This is a genomic window from Solibacillus sp. NPDC093137 (assembly GCF_050280445.1).
GTDB classification, from domain to species: domain Bacteria; phylum Bacillota; class Bacilli; order Bacillales_A; family Planococcaceae; genus Solibacillus; species Solibacillus isronensis_B.
The window spans coordinates 509243-531495 of record NZ_JBNNVH010000001.1 but is presented as its reverse complement, the minus strand read 5'-3'; the positions used below and the strand labels follow the sequence as shown (position 1 = coordinate 531495).

The window sequence follows — 22253 nt, the reverse complement described above, 5'->3', positions numbered from 1 at the left end:
TGAGTAACAAGTAGTATCTTTTCTCTGTTTATCGACAAGGAAATATATGGTTCATCATTTGTCGATTTATCATTATGTACTATTGTAATGAAAAAATCAAAAAAAGACTACACTTTAATAAAAAGTATAGTCTAAAGTATTTTTAGTACGGGCTCTTTTTCAGCATTTCAATTACAAGAATACCGGCACCTTTTGTTGGTTCTTCAATAAACATATGCGTTACCGCACCAACGAACTGGTTATTCTGTATAATAGGACTTCCGCTCATCCCTTGAACAATACCGCCCGTTTTCTTTATAAGACGTTCATCGACGACATTGAAAGTAAACGTATTATCCGTTTGTTTGTCAATTTCGATATCAAACAAATTGACTTCTTCCCCGTCGATTGCCGTTAAGATTTGTGCTTTTCCCTTTTTTAACTCATTTGCATGTATAATTTCCATCGGCGGATGCAAACTGTCATGTAATGATTGTTTCCAATTACCAAAAATACCGTATACATCATTGCTTATTACTGAACCGAGTGGCATTTGTGATTTATCTACAACTGAAATTTTGTACCCTGGCTGTCCAGGCGTACTTTTCTTCACTTGTGAGATTGATGCTTCAAAGATTGCACCATCATTGAATTTCGGAGGCTGCTTCATTGTAGAATCTACAATTTGATGTCCAAGCGCTCCGTATTCCATCGTTTCAGGATCGATGTACGTTAACGTCCCTATTCCATCTGTTTCACTTTTTAAAAATGGTTTTAAATGCACCAGTTCATGAGCTGATACGTTGATCTCTCGTTGTTGCTTTCCATTTTCAACGGTCAGTGTAAATGATTCGCCTTTGCCGGCAATGTCTTCTAACTGGCTTACTTTTTCACCATTAAGTTTTAAAATATGTTCTCCCTTTTTCAACCACTCACTATTTTCCAATAATACGTCCTGTGCAACCATTACATAAGGCATCTCCAACTGAACGCCAATTGAATGGCCCATTGGAATTAATGATTTCCCCAATACTTCTATTGGTGATAACATAAAAAGCAATGCAACGAGTATCGACCATTTTTTAATCATCCTTCACCTCCTCTATGCGCTTACTATGTGAAAATTTGACGGAGTTATGAACGGAAAAATTTTGTTGATATGAGGAAAAATTAGAATGTATTCGTTGTAATCCCTGCTGCTTCGCGACCTTGAAACTTATACGTTTAAAAAAATAAAAAACCGCCTAAAATTTTTATTGATTTTAGACGGTTTTTGTATATTTAATTCATCATTTCCTTACGTTCATTGGCCATGTGGATTAATTCTGAAGCATGTTGTAATGTCAGGTCTGTAATTACAGCCCCACTCATCATGCGGCTAATTTCCACAATTCGTTCCTTTTCTTCCATTTCCGTAATCGAAGTAAATGTACGGTTATGCTCAACTTGCTTTTTAATGTAGTAATGATGATCTGCCATTGCGGCAACTTGCGGCAAGTGAGAAATACATAAAACTTGCGAATTAACAGAAATTGCAGCAATTTTTTCGGCAATAGCCTGAGCGACACGTCCGCTTACACCCGTATCAACCTCATCGAATATAATGGACGTAATGCCATTTGACGAAGAGAAAATGGTTTTAAGCGCAAGCATCATACGTGAAAGTTCCCCGCCAGAAGCGACTTTAGGCAGCGACTTCGGTGGTTCCCCAACATTTGTAGAAATGTAGAATGCGACAAAATCCTTGCCGTTTGCGTCCAGCTGATTCAGTAGCTCGAATTTAACGATAAACTGCGCTTTTTCCATATGAAGCATACGCAACTCATTCATAATGGCATCACTAAGCTTAATCGCATTTTCTTTACGGATTGTCGTCAATTCTTCTGCAATTTCATTTAGATCTGCTTCCATTTTCGCCAGCAATTGCTCATTTTTCTGCAATGTTTCATCACGGTTCATAAGCTGGCTTAACTCTTCCTCGATTTTTTCATGATACGTTAAAATCTCTTCAACTGTCGTACCATATTTACGTTTCATAGTTTGATATAAAGCAAGCCGCTGCTCGACCTCATTTAAGCGCTCTGCGTCATACTCTAAATCATCGAGCACATTTTTCACCTGATAAGCTGCATCCTGCAATGCATAAAAACTCGAAGTGACCGCTTCTGAAGCCTCTTTGAAATTCGAATCGAGCGCTACAATGTCTTCCAGTGCATTCATCGCATTACCGATGAAATCCAGTCCTGTTCCATCATCGGAAATCGCTGAATATGCAATGTTCGCACGTTCAAATATTTTATGGAAATTCATTAAACGAAGGCGCTCTTCATCCAATGCCTCTTCTTCATCAATTTTCAAACCGGCCTGTTCCAGCTCCTGGATTTGGAATTGATATAAATCAATACGCTGCGCCATTCGCTGCTCGTCCATACTTAGCTCAGCCACTTCTCTTTTTAATTGACGATACGCTTCATACGCTTCATCGTATTTCGCTTTCACCGGCTGAAGCTTATTATGTGCATAATGATCCAGTAAATTAATATGGAATTTTTCATCCATAAGCTCCTGATTTTCATGTTGCCCATGAATGTCGATTAAACTGCCGCCAATATCACGTAAAACAGATAATGGAACAAGTTTGCCGTTCACTCTGCAAACGCTTTTTCCTGAATCATGCAAATCACGTCTTAAAATAATCGTATCTTCTTCTGATTCAATCCCATGTTCTTCGAGTTTCGCAAAAATCGGATGCTGACTATTATTCACATGAAATAATCCGCCAAGTTCCGCCTTTTTTTCTCCGTGGCGGATAAACTCGGTTGAGCCGCGTCCGCCAGCCAATATATTAACCGCATCAATAATGATTGATTTTCCGGCACCTGTTTCACCTGTCAAAACAGTTAAACCCCCGAAAAAACTAACGGTTAAATCATCAATAATAGCAAAATTTCGAATGCTTAATTCTCTTAACAAACCATTCCACCTCGGTTTACAGCATATCTAATAAGCGATTTTTTATTTCTTCACGTTCGTCCTCTGTTCGACACATGATTAAAATCGTATCGTCCCCACAAATCGTACCTAAAATTTCCGACCAGTCCAGATGATCCAATAATGAACCGATTGCATTCGCATTCCCTGGCAACGTTTTCATTACTAAAAAGTGCGACGCTCCATCAATCGAAACGAAAGCATCTGCCAACGAACGATGCAATTTTTGAATTGGGTTGAAACGTTGGTCTGCTGGTAAACTATATTTATAACGACCGTCCTGTAACGGTACTTTAACTAAATGCAGTTCTTTAATATCTCGTGAAACCGTTGCTTGAGTGACGTTGTATCCAGCATTTTTCAGCTGATCGACTAAATCGTCCTGTGTCTCGATTTCGTTATTTGTAATAATATCACGGATGCGTATATGGCGCTGTCCTTTGTTCACAAAAGTCACCTCATTAAAATGTATAGGAATATATGTATATTTACACTACCATTTGCATAAAGGAAAAACAAGAAAAAACCGTACATATGTTCAAAAATCCGTTTTTTCCGACTGTTTTCTACATAAAAAAGTAAGTAATCAGCTACAAATTTCGCATAAAAATTATTCTTTTTTATTTAAACAGACACTTTTATTACGACTTCTTCATGGTCCATTGATTTCCATTTCGGGCGGACGCTTTCCGCGGGCGCGGCTCGAGCCTCTAGTCTCTCCCTCGCGCTTTTCCCGCTGGAGTCTGCCACCCTTCATTCCAATCAATTTCCGTTAATGCCCAACATTTGTACTACCTATAGATTTAATACAAAAAAGCACAAAACAAATCCATAAGAATCTGTTTTGTGCTTTCCATTATTTCAGCTGCATATGCGCTTCTTTTACGACTTGTTCGAAGTTTGTGAAGGCTTCAACTTCCTCACCGTCATGCGGATTATATAAGTGGAATAAAAATTCAATATTCCCTTCCCCGCCCGTTATTGGTGAAAACGAAGCATCCTTTACGACAAGTCCGATTTCCGTTGCCATTTTTGCTGTTTCTTCCAAAACAGCTAGATGGACTTTCGGCTCCCGTACAATACCTTTTTTCCCTACATTTTCACGACCTGCTTCGAATTGCGGCTTTACAAGTGCCATAACATCGCCACCTTGCACTAAAACCGTTTTTAATACAGGTAGAATCAACGATAGCGAAATGAATGAAACATCGATTGTCGCGAAACTTGGTAAGCCTTCTACTAAATCTTCAGGCTTTGTGTAACGGAAATTTGTTTTTTCCATAACCGTTACACGCTCGTCTGAACGGATTTTCCATGCAAGCTGGTTTGATCCAACATCCAGTGCATAGCAGTGACGCGCACCGTTTTGCAGTGCACAATCCGTAAATCCGCCTGTTGAAGAGCCGATATCAAGCATTAGCTTACCTTCTACAGATAGATCAAAAATTTCAAGTGCCTTTTCCAGCTTCAATCCGCCTCGTGACACATATTTTAACTGTGAACCTTTTACTTGCAGCGGTGCATCGATTTCGATTTTTTCCCCTGCTTTATCAATGCGGATTTCGTTTGAGAACACGAGACCAGCCATAATCGAGCGCTTTGCCTTTTCACGCGTCTCACATAACCCGCGTTCAACAAGCATTACATCTACTCGTTCTTTTTTTTGCTTTGTCATTCTTTATTAAACCCTATCCGACTGTTTATTCGGTACTAGCTGTGTAATACGTTTTACCGCTTCTTCAGCTGTCACGTTTATTTCTTCCAATAATAAATCAACTTCACCATGCTCGATAAATTCATCCGGAATCCCGATACGTTCAATTTGAACATTGCGGTATTTTTTATCAATTGCAAATTCCACCACTGCACTACCAAATCCACCTTGCAGCAATGATTCTTCAATTGTTAAAATCGGCAAGTTTTCCTGCATAATTTCATGCAGCATTACTTCATCCATCGGTTTAATAAAACGTGCATTAACAACACGTACATCAATACCTTGGTATGCCAGCTGTTCCGCTGCCTTCATTGCCATTGGAATCGTTGTACCGAATGTCAGAATAACTGCATCTGAGCCTTCACGTAACACTTCCCATGAACCGATCGGCAGTGCTTTCATTTCCGCATCCATTTCAACACCTAAGCCATTGCCGCGAGGGTAACGAAGCGCGATTGGACCATCATTATAATCAATTGCGGTTTTTACCATATGCTGACCTTCATTTTCATCTTTAGGCATCATCAGGACGATATTCGGGATATGACGTAAAAACGAAACATCAAATACGCCTTGATGTGTTTCGCCGTCCGCGCCAACAAGGCCTGCACGGTCAATACCGATGAAAACATTTAAATTCGGGCGTGCAATATCATGCAGCACCTGGTCATACGCACGCTGTAAAAACGTCGAATAAATTGATAAAAACGGTTTCATTTGCTGTGTTGCAAGACCTGCCGCCATTGTTGTTGCATGCTGTTCGGCAATCCCTACATCAAAGAAACGATTCGGGAAGTCTTTTTGAATGCCTTCAAGTTTTGAACCGACAGGCATTGCCGGTGTAATCGTAACAATCCGGTTATCTTCCTTCATGCATTTACGAACCGATTCTGCGACTAAGCTGCTCCACGCTGGACCTTTTGTTGAAGATTTTACGAAAGCACCTGTTTCCATTTTATATGGACCCGTACCATGCCAAGTACCGATTGTATCGTCTTCGGCAGGTTTGTAGCCTTTACCTTTTTTCGTCAACACATGGACAAGTACAGGACCTTGTACTTTTTTCGCATATTCCAATGTTTTTTCCAGTGCCTCAAAATCATGCCCATCAATCGGACCTAAATATTTGAATCCTAATTCCTCAAAGAATACACCTGATACAACTAAATACTTTAGGCTGTCTTTCACACGTTCTGCAGTAGCGGCCAGCTTGTCGCCAACCATTGGAATTTTGTGAATTAATGATTCCAAATCTTCTTTTGCACGTGAATATTCCTTTGCCGTACGCAGACGTCCTAAAACGTCATGCAATGCCCCAACGTTCGGTGCAATCGACATTTCGTTATCATTTAAAATAACGATCATATTCGTTTTTTCATGACCAATATGGTTCAATGCTTCCAGTGCCATACCGCCTGTCAGTGCACCATCACCGATAATCGGAACAACAAAGTTTTTGTCCCCTTTAATATCTCTCGCCGCAGCCATACCCATCGCTGCAGATAAAGATGTGGAACTATGCCCTGTTTCCCACATATCGTGTTCACTTTCGACAAGCTTCGGGAAACCGCATAGTCCTTTAAATTGACGCAATGTGTCAAATTGACTTGCCCGGCCTGTTAAAATTTTGTGGACATATGCTTGATGCCCGACATCCCATAAAAATTTATCCTTTGGACTGTTAAAAGCTTTATGCAGTGCAATCGTCAGCTCAACGACACCTAAATTCGGGCCAATATGACCACCCGTAATTGAACATTTTTCGATCAGAAAAGCGCGAATTTCTACAGCCAGCGCTTCTAGTTGCTTTTTATTCAAGTCTTTCAAAAAGGATGGACTAGAAATTTTCGTTAAATCCATCTCATCCACACACCTTTTCATCAGTTTATTCACCGTTGTGATTTTTCTATTATATCAATGTACAACACAAGACAAAAGTTTAACACATTTTAGTTACTACGTCTCACAATATACTGTGCAAATTGTCGAAGCAATATCGTATCAGTGTCGATTTTTTGCAATGCTTCAATCGCCAGCTCATAATGCTCATCCAGCTTTTGCTTTGCACCGTCTAATGTAAGTAAAGCAGGGTATGTACTTTTTTCGCTTGCAACGTCTTTTCCTGCTGTTTTCCCTAGCTGTTCCGAAGTTCCCTCAATATCTAAAATATCATCTTGAATTTGGAAGGCTAAACCGATATGGTGCGCATATTCCACTAATGCTTCACGATCAGAACTACTTGCATTTGCCAGCACGGCACCTGCTTCAATACTAAAACGAAGTAATGCGCCTGTTTTATTTACATGAACCGTTTCAAGCTCCTGTAAATTTAATAGACGTTTTTCTCCGTCCATATCAAGCACTTGTCCGCCGACCATACCTTCAGCACCTGCAGCAATACTTAACAGGTTAACAAGCTCAATGCGTTTTTCTGCAGAAAGATTATTTAGACGTGCGATGACACCAAATGCCAATGTGTTTAATGCATCACCAGCCAAAGTTGCCAATGCTTCCCCATAAACAACATGATTCGTTGGCTTGCCTCGGCGTAATTCATCATCATCCATACTTGGCAGGTCATCATGGATTAACGAATACGTATGGATCATTTCAACAGCAGAGCCTACAGAATAACTTGCCTCAAGAGACTGATTGTACATTTCGCAAACCGCCACAACAAATAACGGACGAATTCGTTTGCCTCCTGCTTTTAATGAATACAGCATCGATTCTTTTAAATGTGCCGGTGCTTGTATTGATTCAACAAGTTTATACATTGTCGTTTCCAGCTGCGGTATATTATGATCAATAAACTGCTTTAACGTGTTTTCCATCTGTTAGTCTTCTCCATTTCCTTGTTGGAAAGCTTTCTTTTCACCATCTTCTCCAACGATTGAAATTAATTGTTGTTCTGCGTTTTGCAGTGTATCATGACAAAGTTTTGATAGTTCCATGCCTTTTTTGTAAAGGTCAATGGCTTCTTCCAGTGGAACATCTCCTTGTTCAAGTTTACGTACAACTTCTTCTAATTCTGTCATTGCTGTCGCAAATGTCGGTTTTGTCACTTTGCTTCCCCTTCCTTTTGCACATGCTTTTTCTCAATTTTCGCTTCGGCATATCCATCCTGAAACGTCACTTGAATCACGTCGCCTTTTTCCAGCTCGTGAACTGATTTTACTACGTTTTCCTCTTTATATGCCACGCTGAAGCCTTTGCTCATTAATGCGAGCGGATTTAACGCCTCCAGCATACGCAGCTGATTTGTAAAAGCGACTTTATTTTGTGCAAGCTGTTGCTGCATTCGATTCGTTAATGTTTGCGTACGGTGTGTAAGCTGCTGTTTGGCTGCAGTTAACTGATGTACCGGCGAATACAGCTTCATCTTGCTGTCTATTGTCTGCAATTTTGATTTTTCATTCATCATATAAAGCTTCGTTGCATTTTGCAGTGATAAGTCCACCTGAATTAACCTTTCAATAAAAGGACGATATAATCGCTCAGGTGTTGCAAGCGGATAGGAATTTTGCAGTTTCGTTAAGCGATTGCGTTCAAAATTGAGCTTTGACGTCATCATTTGATGAAGAATCGACTGATGATGAAGTATTTGCTGATACAGCTGCTGCTGATTCGGGACAGCCAGTTCTGCCGCGGCAGTTGGTGTCGGTGCACGCAAATCCGCGACAAAATCTGCAATCGTCGTATCGGTTTCATGTCCGACAGCACTAATAACCGGAATTTGACTTTCAAAAATAGCCCGTGCGACGATCTCTTCATTGAATGCCCATAAATCTTCAATTGATCCGCCACCACGACCAACAATAAGTACATCACACAATCCATGACGGTTCGCTAAATAAATATTCTCTGTAATGTTTGGAGCCGCACCTGCACCTTGTACGAGCGTCGGATAGATTAAAATTTCAGCCTGCGGATATCGGCGGTTAATCGTTGTGCATATATCGCGAATGGCAGCACCGGTCGTCGCCGTTAAAACACCGATCGTTTTCGGAAATTGCGGAATCGGCTGCTTGAAATTCGGGTTGAATAGACCTTCTTTTTGAAGACGTTCTTTTAATTGATTAAAAGCGACGAATAATCCGCCAATCCCGTCCGGCTCCATCGTCTGTGCATAAAGCTGATACGCGCCGCTTGCTTCATAGACATTCACATCGCCCCGTATAAAAACTTTCATTCCTTCTTCAGGCTTAAAGGAAAGTTTCGAAGCCTGTGTACGGAACATCGTTGCGTTAATACGTGAACTGTCATCTTTCAGCGTAAAATAAATATGACCTGAACTATGTACTTTTACATTTGAAAGCTCTCCCGTTACGTACACATCACGTAAATGCGGATCGGCATCAAATTTTCGTTTAATATATTTAGTTAATGCTTTTACGGATAAATAAGAATTCGATGTCATAAACGTATTGCTCCTTTACGGTAGTTCTTTTTTCGTATAAGTGATTTTTGATGCAACGGCAGAATTGCCGGTTCATCATTAAATAAAGAGGAAAAATAAGCGAAATATTTATCCTTAAGTATTCCTTATTGTACCCTATAAGCTAAAAATCACGATTTTGATCTACATCAAAATCGTGATTTTTGAAGTTAGATTAATTCTCTTGACGTTCTAACTCTTTTTCAGCTGCTTGTACTGTGTTTTCCAGTAACATCGTAATCGTCATTGGACCGACACCGCCTGGAACGGGTGTAATATGTGAAGCAATTCCTAGAACATCTTCAAAATCAACATCACCGCATAAACGGTTGTCTTGGTTGCGGTTAATCCCTACATCGATAACAACTGCACCTTCTTTAATATGCTCACTTGTAATAAAGTTCGCACGACCGACAGCAGCGATTAAAATATCTGCCTGTTTCGTAAAGGACGGTAAATCCGGTGTTTTAGAATGTGTATACGTTACTGTTGCGTCTTTTTGCAGCAGTAGTTGTCCCATCGGTTTCCCGACAATATGGCTGCGTCCAACGATGACTGCATGCTTTCCTGCAACATCTATTCCCGCATATTCGAGCATTTTCATAACCCCATAAGGAGTACATGGCAAGTATGTATCCTGTCCAAGCATCATTTTCCCTACACTAATCGGTGAGAATCCATCCACGTCTTTCTCCGGAGAGATCGTTTGGATTACTTTATCCTCGTTGATATGTTTCGGTAATGGAAGCTGAACGAGAATACCGTGAATTGAAGCACGTTCGTTTAATTCACGAATTTTTTCAAGTAAAGCCTGTTCTGAAATATCTTCAGGGAGTTTGACAAGTTCCGAATACATCCCAATCTGCTCACAAGACTTTTGCTTGTTGGCTACATATGTTTTGGATGCGGGATTGTCTCCTACTAAAATGACAGCTAAACCGGGTGTGATCCCTTTTTCTTTTAGCGCCTTTACACGAGTAGCGACCCCTGTTCGAATTTCTTGACCGATTTCTTTACCATTAATAATTACGCTTGACATGTTGTTGCTCCTTCCAGTGATTACGACAATCGGAAAGGCTGCCTGCTGCTTGTATTTTCAATAAACACTGACGCTTGTTCTGACAACCTACCAGTTAAATCTTGATATATTAATCTTTATAGAATTGAATACATTTGTTGATTTATTGCTCAGTAAATTTCGAAAGTACACCATTGACGAACTTGCTAGATTTCTCGTCACCGAATGTTTTGGAAAGCTCGATTGCTTCGTTCATAATAACTTTGTTTGGCGTTTCTTCTGCGTATAATAATTCATATACAGCTAAACGTAAAATTGTTCTTTCAATTTTTGGCAGACGGTTAATCGTCCATTTTTCTAGTTTTTTTTCTAGCGCTGCATCAATTGCTTCGAGATTTTCAGTTGTCCCACGAACTAATTGCTCCAAAAAGGCATTTAATTTTTGTTCTTCTTCAAGAACATGGCCAATCGCCTCTTCTATTGTTAATTCTGTGCTGTCTAACTGAAACAAAGCTTGTAACGCTTTTTGACGCGCCTCTGTTCGTTTCATAAATAATAGCTCTCCTTCATAAGTAGCATTACTTGTTATCATAGCATATTTTGCAAGGCATCGCACAGTTTGACAGAAAATTTTTGGCTGCAAAAAGAGATTTTTGTATTCTTCCTTAAAATGGTGAAATTTGCGATAAAAAAACGACATGTTTGAGATAAATCAACATGTCGTCTATATTATTTTCGTTAATAAAATACCTGGTTTTTATATTAGGTAGTTGATTTCCATTGCGGGTCGGACGCTTTCCGCAGGCGTCACGCTATTCCTGCTGGAGTCGCCTCCCCTCCATTCCAATCAACTCGTTATAAAACTTACTGAAGGCATCTTATATTATAAGGTGATATTAATTATTCTGTAACGGAATCGTCAGCGTGCCTGTTTCGCGCTTATCGTTTCCTGATTCCGGGAATTCAAATAGGTACGTAATTTGTTCAGCCGTTTCTTTTATTACGTAAAACTGAAAGTGCTCCATATTTTCCAGGAAATAACGGATGTCCTGCATCGCCATCAGCTCTCCTACTTCTTCATAATGTGCCAAGGCTTGCTTAAAGTAAGCGTTAATCAAATTTAAATCTTCTTCATTTGCTATACGAATATAATCTTTGCTCATATCATTTTAACTCCTCAACTAGATAATGACCTATTATAGCATAATTCCAATAGAGAATAGGAAGCTGCTGCCAATCGATTTGAAGGTCAATTATTTTCTAGTAAATTTTATCACTTAAACGCCTGTGCGGCTTTAACAGCTTTGTGCCATCCTGTAAATAATGTTTCGCGCTGCTCTTCATCCATTTCCGGCTCGAATTGGCGATTAAGTTGCCAATGATGTTGCACTTCGTCGAGATTCTCCCAGAACCCGACAGCCAAACCTGCTAAATAGGCTGCGCCAAGTGCGGTTGTTTCATTGATTGAAGGACGTTCAACAGGCACGTTTAAAATATCCGACTGGAATTGCATTAAAAAGTCGTTCATAACAGCACCACCGTCAACGCGTAATTTCATTAATTCGATGCCTGAATCTGATTCCATCGCTGACAATACATCGCGGGTTTGATAGGCAAGTGACTCCAATGTCGCACGGATAAAATGTTCCTTCGATGTGCCGCGTGTTAAACCGAATACTGCACCGCGCACTTCACTATCCCAATACGGTGTTCCCAATCCGACAAATGCCGGTACAACATACACACCATCCGTATCTTTTACACGTGCTGCATACGCTTCACTTTCAGCAGATTTCCGGAACATACGAAGCCCGTCACGAAGCCACTGAATTGCAGAACCTGCTACAAAGATACTTCCTTCAAGTGCATATGTCACTTTTCCGTCATAGCCCCACGCGATAGTTGTAAGTAGGCCGTGCTCCGATTTTACCGCTTCCTCACCTGTATTCATCAGCATGAAACAACCGGTACCGTAAGTATTTTTTACCATTCCTTGTTCATAGCAAGCTTGACCGAATAATGCTGCCTGCTGGTCTCCGGCGATACCCGCGATTGGTACACGGTGACCAAAGAAGTGATTACCCGCAATTTCCCCGTATATTTCTGAGGACGGTTTTACTTCCGGAAGCATTGATGCAGGAACACCTAAAATGTTCAGCAATTCCTCATCCCACTTTAATTCGTAAATATTATACATTAATGTTCGCGAAGCATTCGAGTAGTCCGTCACATGAACAGCTCCTTCTGTAAGCTTCCAAATAATCCATGTATCAATTGTTCCGAATAAAAGGTCACCCGCTTCCGCTTTTTCTCGTGTTCCTTTTACATTGTCCAGTATCCATTTTACTTTCGTGCCAGAAAAATAAGCATCGATGAGCAAACCGGTTTTATTACGGAACAGCTCATTATGCCCTGCTTCCTTTAAAGAATCACAAATTTCCGCAGTTTGGCGTGATTGCCATACGATGGCATTATATACCGGTTCACCCGTATTTTTATCCCACACAACAGTCGTTTCGCGCTGGTTTGTAATCCCGACTCCTTCGATTTGTGACGCCTGAATATTATTTTCCGATAATACTTTTGCGATTACCGATAAAATTGAACTCCAAATTTCCTTTGCATTATGCTCAACCCAACCCGATTTCGGGAAATATTGTTTAAATTCCTGTTGTGCTGTATGAACGATATCCCCTTTTTTATTGAATAAAATGGCACGTGAACTCGTCGTACCCTGATCTAACGCCATAATATACTTGTCCATTATACGATCTCCTTTTTAGCGGATTTAGATTGTGTGATAAATGCAATGACACAAATGACAACAAATAACGTTGTAAACAACCAAAATGCCACTGAATTTTCATTTAAAAAGAATTGTTTGTAAAACAGTGCGCCTGTAACGCCACCTATAATCGGCCCGACAATTGGCACAAAGGCATAAGACCAGTCCGAATCTCGCTTACCTGGTATCGGTAAGAAGAAATGCGCGATGCGGGGTCCTAAATCACGGGCAGGGTTGATAGCATAGCCAGTAGGTCCGCCTAAGCTCATACCTATGGCGATCACAATAATACCAACAAGCAACGGATTAATACCATCCGCCAATGAATTACCACCTAATGCCAAAATTCCTAATAATAATATAAAAGTCCCTATCATTTCTGTTACCATGTTTGCCAAAGGATGACGAATGGCAGGAATTGTAGCAAAAACGGCTAATTTTGCATCTTGATCTTTCGTTTGTGACCAGTGTGGCAAATAGGCAATATATACGATAATTGCGCCGATAATTGCTCCTAATATCTGTGCAATAATATACATCGGAACATCCGCCCATGGGAAGTCACCAATTGTTGCAAATGCTATTGTCAATGCAGGGTTTAAGTGGGCACCACTTATTCCGCCTACAGTATATGCCGCGATTGCCACGGCAAAACCCCAGGCGATCGTAATTACGACCCAGCCGCTATTTTCCGCTTTGGAAAATTTCAGCAAGGAACCAGCAACAACCCCGCCTCCTAAAATAATTAAGATCATCGTTCCTACTAATTCTGCTAAAAATGTTGACATTCCCTTCGCCTCTTTTCACTAATTCATTGTTACGTCTAATAGTTCCTGTTCTAGTTGGTCTGTATGCTGCTGCTTTTCTTCTGCTGTCCAGTTTAGGTAGTCGCTCATTTCATCAATAACAAGCTGTTTATATTGTTTCACTAGGTGGATATTAAATAGTAGTGCACCGGTACGACGTACGAAAAAGTCGGACGGAGTACATGCACTTTCCTCGTTTATCGCATAGTACAGCTGACCGTAAACGATCGGCGGTAAGTTCCCTTTTGCCTGTTTAATATAATCGAATACTTTGTCAACATTAGTACCGTAGAATTTTGCTAAATAACGGCTCTTCTCTTCCGTTAACCCAAGGTCCTGACCTTTCTCCGTCCGTTTTTCAACAAACGATTCAAAAAATTTCGAGCCGCTCGTTTCCCCGCCCGAAATAGGAAGATTTTTTGTAATGGATTTGCCGTATATCATCTGATATTCGTCGTTTAATTGTTTTACGACAAGATCGACAATTTTTTCCGCCATTTTACGATAGCCTGTCAGCTTTCCTCCTGCAATCGTTATCAGTCCACTTTCCGATTGCCAAATTTCATCTTTACGTGAAATTTCCGACGGTCCCTTACCTTCTTCGTGGATAAGCGGTCTTACCCCAGCCCATGCCGATTCGATTTTATCTTCTTTCAGCTGCAGTTGAGGGAACATATAATGAATCGCATCCATAATATATTGTCGATCCTCTTTTGTTACTTTTAGGTCTGCAGGATCCCCTTCATAAAATGTATCTGTTGTTCCTACATATGCTTTGCCATCCCGCGGAATCGCAAAAATCATACGTCCATCTTTTTCGGTATCAAAATAGATCGCCTGCTGCAGCGGGAAATCATCCTCGTCGAAAACGAGATGCACACCTTTTGATAAAATAAGATGTTTATTATTAAGTTCTCCATCTAATTTTCGTACATCATCAACCCATGGACCTGCCGCATTGACGACTTTCTTTGCTCGAATTTCATATTGTTCGCCAGTGAGTTGATCTTCCACTGTCACTTTAGAAAAGGCCACGTTATTTGCTTCAATACCGACAACTTTCAAGTGATTCATTGCGATTGCCCCGTTGGCAACAGCTGCCTTCATTACTTCAATTGTCAGTCGCGCATCGTCTGTACGATATTCGACATAAACGCCGCCACCGAGTAGACCGTCCTTTTTAATAAGTGGTTCACGGGCAATCGTTTCATCTGCAGAAAGCATAAAACGTCGTTCATCCTTTTTGACATTCGCTAAAATGTCGTATACTTTCAATCCAAGCGCTGTCGAAAACGAACCAAATGTCCCTCCTTTATGGAAGGGAAGCAACATCCATACAGGTGTTGTTACATGTGGTCCGTTTTCATAAACAATTGCCCGCTCTCGACCAAGCTCGGCAACCTCTTTTATTTCGAATTGTTTTAAGTATCGCAGGCCGCCGTGCACAAGTTTTGTCGATCGGCTACTCGTTCCTTCCGCAAAGTCCTGCATTTCTGCCAACCCTACTTTCAGCCCTCGTGTTGCTGCATCAAGTGCAATCCCTGCACCTGTAATACCCCCACCAATAACAAATAGATCAAAGGTGTCTTCTATAAATGTTTTTTTCAGTCGCTCTCTTGCATTTGCAGAAAAGTTTCCCATACCGTTTTCCTCCTTACCAAATGAAGCTTTAAATCTATACCCTATTTTCACCTTGTTCATATCCTAAAATTCACAAAAATATGAAAAAACATTTTAAATTAAAGCCTTAGCTCTTTAGGAGACGAAAAAAAACCGAGCCTCAATTTAATTGAGCTCGGTTCATGTTTATACGATTATTCTGCGTCTTTTGAAGTTTCGAACTGGATCCCTGTAATGTGGATGTTCACTTCGCTTGTTTCGATGGCTGTCATATTTAAAATGGCTTGTCGAATCGTTGTTTGCACTTCTTTCGCCACTTTAGGAATGGCATAACCATATTTTACAGTGCAGAATACATCAATGACAATATTGCCTTCTTCAGACATCGCTGACTTGATGCCTTTCGAATGGACTTTTTTACCGAAACGCTCGGCAACACCTGATGCGAAATTTCCGCGTGTTGCTGCGATTCCTTCCACTTCTGTTGCAGCGATACCTGCGATAACTTCAATTACTTCTGGCGCGACTTCAATCTTCCCTAATTCTTCTTTACCAACCGGTGTTGGTTGTACGAATGCTACTTGTTGTTTCTCAGCCATTTGCGATACATCCTCTCTTATGTAAACTAATGGATTTCTAACGCTTGTTACTTTAAATCCTTATGTTCAGTATACTACAATTATAGACTGGATGTAGAACCGTTACGCCACATTTTCTAAATTTGGCACTGGTTATCCATTATTCTATGCATACTGTCCGTCATTCGGATCAACTAATTTAATGTCATACACTTCACAGTAATGTTTTGCTACAAATAATATTTCCTGACGCACTTGAAGCATAATACCGGTATCATTCGTCTCGACAAAGTATCGGATGAGAATACGACAACTTGTCGGCATCAGCTCATCCATCGCCACATGAATGATTTTTTTCGAGATTTTGGGATGTAATGAAATTTGCTCACGTACCGATTCCATAAATTTCACAATACTTCCCTCATTATTTTCATTAGAAATATGCAGGAAATGCTCCACTTTTCTTTCTGTCCGATTCGACAAATTGTAAATCGGTCGATTGACCAAATACGAGTTTGGTACATATACAGTCCCTTTATCAGATGTTTGAATGACCGTACTGCGCAAATTAATATCCTGTATCGTCCCGTCGATTTTTTCGTCACTCGACATAACCCAATCCCCGATCTGGAATGGTTTATCCAAAGCAACACTCATCCCGCCGAATATATGTGCGAGCGTGTCACGAATACCAAATGCAAGCGCAACACCAGTTAATCCAATCGCAGTTAAAAACCCGTTTAAATTAAAGTTCCACAGTGACGCAATTGTAAACATGGCAATTACCATAACCGCAACTTTACTCATCCTTAAAAAAAACGGTGTTAAAATATCCTGATCTTTCCCTGTTTCAAACCGGTGCGGATTTTTTAAATAAAAACCGAGTACATCATACAGCGCTTTAAACGCAAAAAATACATACACTGAATCGATATAAATACCGAGTTTCGCATTATCAAATAGCCATACTTCCACTAATAGGGATGCGGCCATCACAATCAGGCTGAAAATAATGGCATTACGTATTGATGGATATACACTTTTAGTAATGTCACCCAAAACCGGATGATTTTTTTTATTGAACAAATCCGCGATTTTGAATAGCAGCGGCCGGATCATGAATCGAATGCCGAGTAAACCAACGACAATTATTGCAGCAGCCGCCAGACCATCTGCTACAGTCGGTGCGGTAACAGACGGAATTAACCATTTTATCGATTCCCACATAACAATCACCTTCTTAAACCTTCTTTACAACTACAAGACAAAATCATACCATGTAAAGAAACGATTTACATCGAAAATCGTTCCACTGATAGTCAATTCGAATGGAGGGTTATTTATGACTGAACTTAACAATCAATTTCTGCTTTTAGAACAACAACTTATGTATTACAAAAAGGAGGACTTTATCAGCCTTTTGAGTGAGGATTTTATAGAATACGGATCATCCGGAGGCATTATGGAGAAACCTTTCCTACTGAATGAATTAACAGATCAAGGTATTGAAGAATGTTTATTTACAGTTACGAATTTCCAGGCAATTCCCATTGCAGAGCAGCTTGTGCAAACCCGATTCGTTACTACAAATCGCACGAATGGCAACAGTCAAAACCGCAGTTCCCTTTGGCGCAATGAAAACGGGACATGGAGGATGTTCTTTCACCAAGGCACACCAATAAAATAAAAAAACCGCCCTTATGTGTAAAGAGCAGCATTTCATTACTTTTTTAATATTTCTTTATATTGATGCGATGTTGTGATAGCGATTGTCAGAGCACCCTTACTGTAATACGATTTAATTAAAAACGGAGCCCCGCTCGTATTTTGAAACTTGAAATCGAGCGATCCGTAAGAAACTGTCGCATCCCTGCCTGTCGGGACATAACCGATATTCAATGAATGGTGATGCCTTTCTGTAATGCGAATTCCTAACTGGTCGACGGCATTAAATAATGTAGAGGACGTTTGGCAAATTCCACCACCAATCCCCATTACAAGCTCCTTATTAATAATTTCAGGTGCCGGTTGATAACCTTTTTCCATCGTTCGCTCTCCAACCATTGTGTTAAAGGAAAAATAATCTCCATCCCCAACTAATATATTATGGATGGCATTTGAGGAAAGCTCGATATTTTCACTTCTTCCGCTTTGTGCCCCATTAAAATAAGTCGTAAACGATGCAACGGTCACATCATCTAAGGAAGGAATGTCTATATCCAGATCAGTTTCCAATATATACAGCGGTAAAAAAATATGATCTCCTTTTGGTGAAGCTGTTAATATTTTGTCGACCAATTCACTTTCTTTTAATACGATACCTGGATTTCCTTCAACAATAACGTCCCCGTTCTCCCCGACTTTATGAAGCACCATTATCTGATCATAGCCGGTCCTTTCTTTAGTCCCTCCGGCTAAATCTCTCGCTATTTTTTTTACGTTAGCTTTGTACAGTTCGCCATCCGTACCGTAACCTAATAATTGTGGTGTGAACGACTTCACGATTTCCATTGTTCTCGGATCGATCAATGTAATGACAGCTGGATAGATAAGCGGATATTCTCCGACAATCGCTTCACTTTCAGGCAACGGTGCGGTAGTTGAAGCTTCAATTTGCTGTTCTTCACCGGTTACGGAATCACCAGAATACGACGCTTTTTCACACCCTGTAAGTAAACAAAGACCGATTAGTACTAAATAAATGAAGTTTTTTTTCATTTTATTTCCCCTATCTATAAAAGCAAAGATCTCATAGCTTATTCAGAAATTCAACTTCTGTTAACAGAAGCAATGCCACTAAACGTCCATGTATATTGAATATGGGATACCGTCACTTTTATAGACAGCGAGAATGGAATCCATCCTTATTGTTTTCTTTGCTTTGCTTCTTTTTCCCATCTTGCCAAGGCTGGATATGGATCAAATGCCCACTCTGTACGACCATTAAATTTATAAATTCCATAATGGAGATGTGGAGGGAATTTTCCAGCTGTTCCTTCTTTTCCGTATCCTGTGCTTCCAACATAGCCGATAATTTGTCCTGCCTCGACAATATCGCCTTCTTTGAGTCCTTTTTGGAAATAAGCGAGGTGTGCATAATAATGATACGAGTTATGGTTATCACGAATACCGACACGCCAGCCACCAAACTGATTCCAGCCCATGACTTCAATTACACCGTATGACGTTGAATAGACCGGTGTGTTGTACGGAGCAAAAATGTCTGTTCCTTCATGAATTCTTCGGCCACCCCATCCGCGATTCGCTCCCCATGTCCCTCTATAGCTGTAATCGGCATAAGTTGCTAGCGGAAATGTATGATTATCTAAATTGATTGTTCCGAATTTCTCATATAATTTTGCAATAACAAGTATTTGATTCACTGAGAGTTCATTTTTATAATAGTCCCATAATGCCAACTTAAAATTATCCTCACCATAGCCATACTGTCTTAAATATTTCGCTAATGTAAACAACACATCCCTATCATCGGATCGGTCTGCCACCCCATCTCCATTTCCATCCATACCACTTCCATGAAAATAAGCAATTGAGACCGGGGATGTATCATCGCCCGCCGGATTTAAAATACCGGACCAAAATTCATCCGAAAATTGAATGGCAATGACACTTTCCCGTTTTGGTATATCCTTTCGCACTTCCTGAATATTACGTTCAAACTGATCGACGGCAGCTAAATAATACCAGGGCAATAATATATTTTCATTCTGAATATAGTAGTCCATCCTTTTTTGCATTAGCTGTTCTTTTGTCAAGGTGGTGTCCTCTTCAGAAGAAGCATCGGCAACCGGCATAAATCCTAAGATAAAAATGGCCGACATCATCAATGCAATACGGTATTTCATCATTTTCCCTCCTCTACGATATGTTGTTTCGTATCATTTTGTAATCGGATCATTTGTGAAATTGTGATAAATCGGTAGCCTTGTTTTTTTAGTTCAGGCAAAATTTTCTCCAACGCTTGAACCGTCTGTTCACGATTGCCTCCTCCATCATGGAACAAAACAACATTTCCATTTCCAAGACCGTTCAATACCGTATTTACTATTTTATTTACACCTGGATCTTTCCAGTCTTCTGTATCCTGATGCCATGACCACATAACAATCTTATAGCCATTTTTGACGGATTCTTTAACGAGTTCATCTGTATAATAACCTTCAACCGGCCGGAATAAATTTGGTTTCACCCCTGTTATGCTGAAAATTGTATCGGATGTTTGATTAACCTCTTCTATAATGGGTGAAACTGATTTTGTAAAAGGATGTGTGTACGTATGATTGGCGATCTCATGTCCACTTTCATGCATCCGCAAAACGAGTTCGGGGCTTTTTTCAGCCAATTGCCCCACGATAAAAAACGTTCCCTTCGCCTCATATTGTTCAAGTAAATCGAGTATTTGACCGGTATATTTCGGATGCGGCCCATCATCAAATGTCAGGGCCACTACCTTTTCATCCGTTTCAATATCCCAAATAATCTGTCCTGTTTCTTCATAATAGTCCCGTCCTTTTGCTTCACCAAGACTATTGAAAACATACATAGCTGCAAATATAAATAAAAGGACTAAAAATAAAATAAAAGCAATTCTTTTCCATTTTTTTCTTTGCATTTAATCACATCCTTAATTGATTTCCTCTGCATTAGTATTTAAAGAAAAGCTAAAAAGATGTATTCAATTTAAAGTGAAAATAAACCATTTGTGTTTTTAAAATAAAAACAGAGCCTGACGCGCCACTTTTATAACTAGATAATCCTTTTTATGTACAATAGGAAGTCATTAATCAAAAAAAGTGCCGCTTCAGTAAGAAGCAGCACTTTTATTAATGTGGTAAATAGATTAACTGTAAAATAAACAGAACGGCAAAAATATATACGAGCGGATGTACTTCACGCCCACGCCCTTTTACAAGCATAATTAACGGATAGCTGATAAAACCGAGTGCAATCCCTGTAGAAATACTTGATGTAAGTGGCATTGATAAAATAACTAAAAATGCCGGGAACGATTCTTCAATTTCATCCCAATTCATATTTTTTACGACACCGATCATTAAACTACCAACGATAATTAATGCAGGTGAAGTAATAGCAGCAACACCTGACAATGAACCGACAAGCGGTCCGAAAAATGAAGCAATGATGAACAGTACGGCAACAGTTAATGCAGTTAAACCTGTACGGCCGCCAACTGCAACACCAGAACCTGATTCCAAATATGCTGTTGATGGGCTTGTCCCGAACATCGCACCAGCAGTTGTTGCAAGTGAATCGGAAACAAGTGCTTTACGTGCACGCGGCAGTTTTCCGTCCTTCAATAATCCTGCCTGCTTTGATACACCGATTAACGTCCCAGTTGTATCAAATAAAGTAACTAAAATGAATGAAAAAATCACACCGTAAAGACCGTATTCAATCACTTCAGAAATCGCAGTTATTGGATTGAATACGATCAATCCTTCCGGTAAATGCGGAAGCGCCACTACTTTATCGATTGTAAGCTGTCCTGTGAACATCGCAATAATTGCAGTCACGATCATCCCGATAAAAATTGCACCGTTCACTTTACGTGCCATTAACGCGACTGTAATGAACAACCCGATAAACGTCAATAATGGTGCCGGCTCTGAAATATTACCAAACTTAACTAAATTCGATTCATCAGCTACGACAATACCGGACATACGCAGCCCGATGAACGCGATAAATAATCCGATCCCCGCAGTAATCGCCAATTTCAGGTTTTCCGGAATGGCTGTAATGAGCTTTTCGCGGAATGGCGTTAAACTAATAATAATAAATATAATACCTGCAACAAATACTGCTGAAAAGGCAGTAGTATACGTAATCTCTCCATTTGAAGCTAATACAACAGTATAAGTAAAATATGCGTTTAATCCCATACCCGGAGCAACGGCAATCGGATAGTTCGCACAAAGCGCCATCCAGCCAGTTCCGATAACTGCTGCGATAATTGTAGCCATAAATACTTGATCGACCGGAACTCCAGCACCTGATAAAATAATCGGGTTAACAATGATGACATATGCCATCGTTAAAAATGTCGTTAATCCCGCAAATAATTCACGCTTAACTGTTGTCCCATTTTCTTTTAACTGAAACATTTGCAATCCTCTTTTCAAAACACGAACAATTTTTAAGAACTTATATATAATATTCGTTTCTATAGTAAAATGCAATCCATTCTGAGCATTTTTTTAAATAGGGAAAATTGGTTATTTTCAGAAATTTATTTTGTTGTTCTTTTAGCTCTCTCTTTGAGTTTTTTCTTCCTTTAAA

21 protein-coding genes are annotated in these 22253 nt (G+C 40.0%); 1 reads left to right on the top strand and 20 read right to left on the bottom strand.

Going from position 1 to position 22253, the window contains the following annotated elements; genetic code table 11:
- Nucleotides 1-142: 142 nt before the first annotated feature.
- The 16 genes from ACQKN3_RS02630 to ACQKN3_RS02555 form a co-directional block, all read right to left on the bottom strand.
- A complete protein-coding gene (locus tag ACQKN3_RS02630) occupies nt 143-1069 on the bottom strand; it encodes a SpoIVB peptidase S55 domain-containing protein (RefSeq protein ID WP_427709160.1) in 927 nt (308 codons plus the stop codon).
- Between the two features lie 191 nt (nt 1070-1260).
- Nucleotides 1261-2952: a DNA repair protein RecN gene (gene recN, locus ACQKN3_RS02625; protein WP_427709158.1), complete on the bottom strand. Its 1692-nt coding sequence runs from the start codon at nt 2950-2952 to the stop codon at nt 1261-1263.
- A gap of 16 nt (nt 2953-2968) precedes the next feature.
- Nucleotides 2969-3418: a transcriptional regulator AhrC/ArgR gene (gene ahrC / locus ACQKN3_RS02620; protein WP_079527588.1), complete on the bottom strand. Its 450-nt coding sequence runs from the start codon at nt 3416-3418 to the stop codon at nt 2969-2971.
- Nucleotides 3419-3826: 408 nt separating this feature from the next.
- Nucleotides 3827-4645 (bottom strand): TlyA family RNA methyltransferase, encoded by an 819-nt coding sequence (locus tag ACQKN3_RS02615; RefSeq protein WP_427709155.1) that lies wholly within the window; start codon nt 4643-4645, stop codon nt 3827-3829.
- A gap of 6 nt (nt 4646-4651) precedes the next feature.
- Nucleotides 4652-6547 carry a 1-deoxy-D-xylulose-5-phosphate synthase gene (gene dxs / locus ACQKN3_RS02610; RefSeq protein ID WP_427709153.1) on the bottom strand — a complete coding sequence of 632 codons (1896 nt, stop codon included), beginning with the start codon at nt 6545-6547 and terminating at the stop codon, nt 4652-4654.
- Nucleotides 6548-6636: 89 nt separating this feature from the next.
- The gene (locus ACQKN3_RS02605; protein WP_427709151.1) at nt 6637-7521 is read right to left on the bottom strand and encodes a polyprenyl synthetase family protein; all 885 of its coding nucleotides are present in this window, start codon (nt 7519-7521) and stop codon (nt 6637-6639) included.
- A 3-nt stretch (nt 7522-7524) separates the two neighbouring features.
- A complete protein-coding gene (xseB, locus tag ACQKN3_RS02600) occupies nt 7525-7752 on the bottom strand; it encodes an exodeoxyribonuclease VII small subunit (protein ID WP_008404237.1) in 228 nt (75 codons plus the stop codon).
- Nucleotides 7749-9107, bottom strand: a complete 1359-nt coding sequence (gene xseA / locus ACQKN3_RS02595) for an exodeoxyribonuclease VII large subunit (RefSeq protein WP_427709148.1) — start codon at nt 9105-9107, stop codon at nt 7749-7751. The genes xseB and xseA overlap by 4 nt, the downstream gene beginning before the upstream one ends.
- Before the next feature lie 193 nt (nt 9108-9300).
- The gene (gene folD, locus ACQKN3_RS02590; protein WP_427709146.1) at nt 9301-10164 is read right to left on the bottom strand and encodes a bifunctional methylenetetrahydrofolate dehydrogenase/methenyltetrahydrofolate cyclohydrolase FolD; all 864 of its coding nucleotides are present in this window, start codon (nt 10162-10164) and stop codon (nt 9301-9303) included.
- 142 nt (nt 10165-10306) lie between these two features.
- Nucleotides 10307-10693: a transcription antitermination factor NusB gene (nusB, locus tag ACQKN3_RS02585; RefSeq protein WP_427709144.1), complete on the bottom strand. Its 387-nt coding sequence runs from the start codon at nt 10691-10693 to the stop codon at nt 10307-10309.
- Nucleotides 10694-11039: 346 nt separating this feature from the next.
- Complete coding sequence (locus ACQKN3_RS02580) at nt 11040-11306, bottom strand: aminopeptidase (RefSeq protein WP_251687050.1); 267 nt, start codon at nt 11304-11306, stop codon at nt 11040-11042.
- A gap of 110 nt (nt 11307-11416) precedes the next feature.
- Entirely contained in the window at nt 11417-12907 is a 1491-nt protein-coding gene (gene glpK / locus ACQKN3_RS02575; protein ID WP_427709142.1) for a glycerol kinase GlpK, read from the bottom strand.
- Nucleotides 12907-13716, bottom strand: a complete 810-nt coding sequence (locus tag ACQKN3_RS02570; RefSeq protein WP_079527606.1) for an MIP/aquaporin family protein — start codon at nt 13714-13716, stop codon at nt 12907-12909. The genes glpK and ACQKN3_RS02570 overlap by 1 nt, the downstream gene beginning before the upstream one ends.
- An 18-nt stretch (nt 13717-13734) precedes the next feature.
- A complete protein-coding gene (locus ACQKN3_RS02565) occupies nt 13735-15375 on the bottom strand; it encodes a glycerol-3-phosphate dehydrogenase/oxidase (RefSeq protein ID WP_427709139.1) in 1641 nt (546 codons plus the stop codon).
- Between the two features lie 173 nt (nt 15376-15548).
- A complete protein-coding gene (locus ACQKN3_RS02560) occupies nt 15549-15953 on the bottom strand; it encodes an Asp23/Gls24 family envelope stress response protein (protein ID WP_008404246.1) in 405 nt (134 codons plus the stop codon).
- 144 nt (nt 15954-16097) lie between these two features.
- Entirely contained in the window at nt 16098-17159 is a 1062-nt protein-coding gene (locus tag ACQKN3_RS02555; RefSeq protein WP_427709136.1) for a mechanosensitive ion channel family protein, read from the bottom strand.
- Nucleotides 17160-17274: 115 nt separating this feature from the next.
- On the opposite strand from ACQKN3_RS02555, the gene ACQKN3_RS02550 reads away from it, so the two are divergent.
- Entirely contained in the window at nt 17275-17619 is a 345-nt protein-coding gene (locus ACQKN3_RS02550; RefSeq protein ID WP_427709134.1) for a DUF4440 domain-containing protein, read from the top strand.
- A gap of 35 nt (nt 17620-17654) precedes the next feature.
- On the opposite strand, the gene ACQKN3_RS02545 is transcribed toward ACQKN3_RS02550, so the two are convergent.
- The 4 genes from ACQKN3_RS02545 to ACQKN3_RS02530 all read right to left on the bottom strand — a co-directional run bounded on the left by ACQKN3_RS02545 (nt 17655) and on the right by ACQKN3_RS02530 (nt 22078).
- Entirely contained in the window at nt 17655-18650 is a 996-nt protein-coding gene (locus tag ACQKN3_RS02545) for a VanW family protein (protein ID WP_427709132.1), read from the bottom strand.
- A gap of 146 nt (nt 18651-18796) precedes the next feature.
- Nucleotides 18797-19798 carry a M23 family metallopeptidase gene (locus ACQKN3_RS02540; protein ID WP_427709130.1) on the bottom strand — a complete coding sequence of 334 codons (1002 nt, stop codon included), beginning with the start codon at nt 19796-19798 and terminating at the stop codon, nt 18797-18799.
- Nucleotides 19798-20565 (bottom strand): polysaccharide deacetylase family protein, encoded by a 768-nt coding sequence (locus ACQKN3_RS02535; protein WP_251687036.1) that lies wholly within the window; start codon nt 20563-20565, stop codon nt 19798-19800. Before ACQKN3_RS02535 ends, ACQKN3_RS02540 begins: the two co-directional genes overlap by 1 nt.
- 211 nt (nt 20566-20776) lie before the next feature.
- Entirely contained in the window at nt 20777-22078 is a 1302-nt protein-coding gene (locus ACQKN3_RS02530; protein WP_079527624.1) for an NCS2 family permease, read from the bottom strand.
- Between the last annotated feature and the right edge of the window lie 175 nt (nt 22079-22253).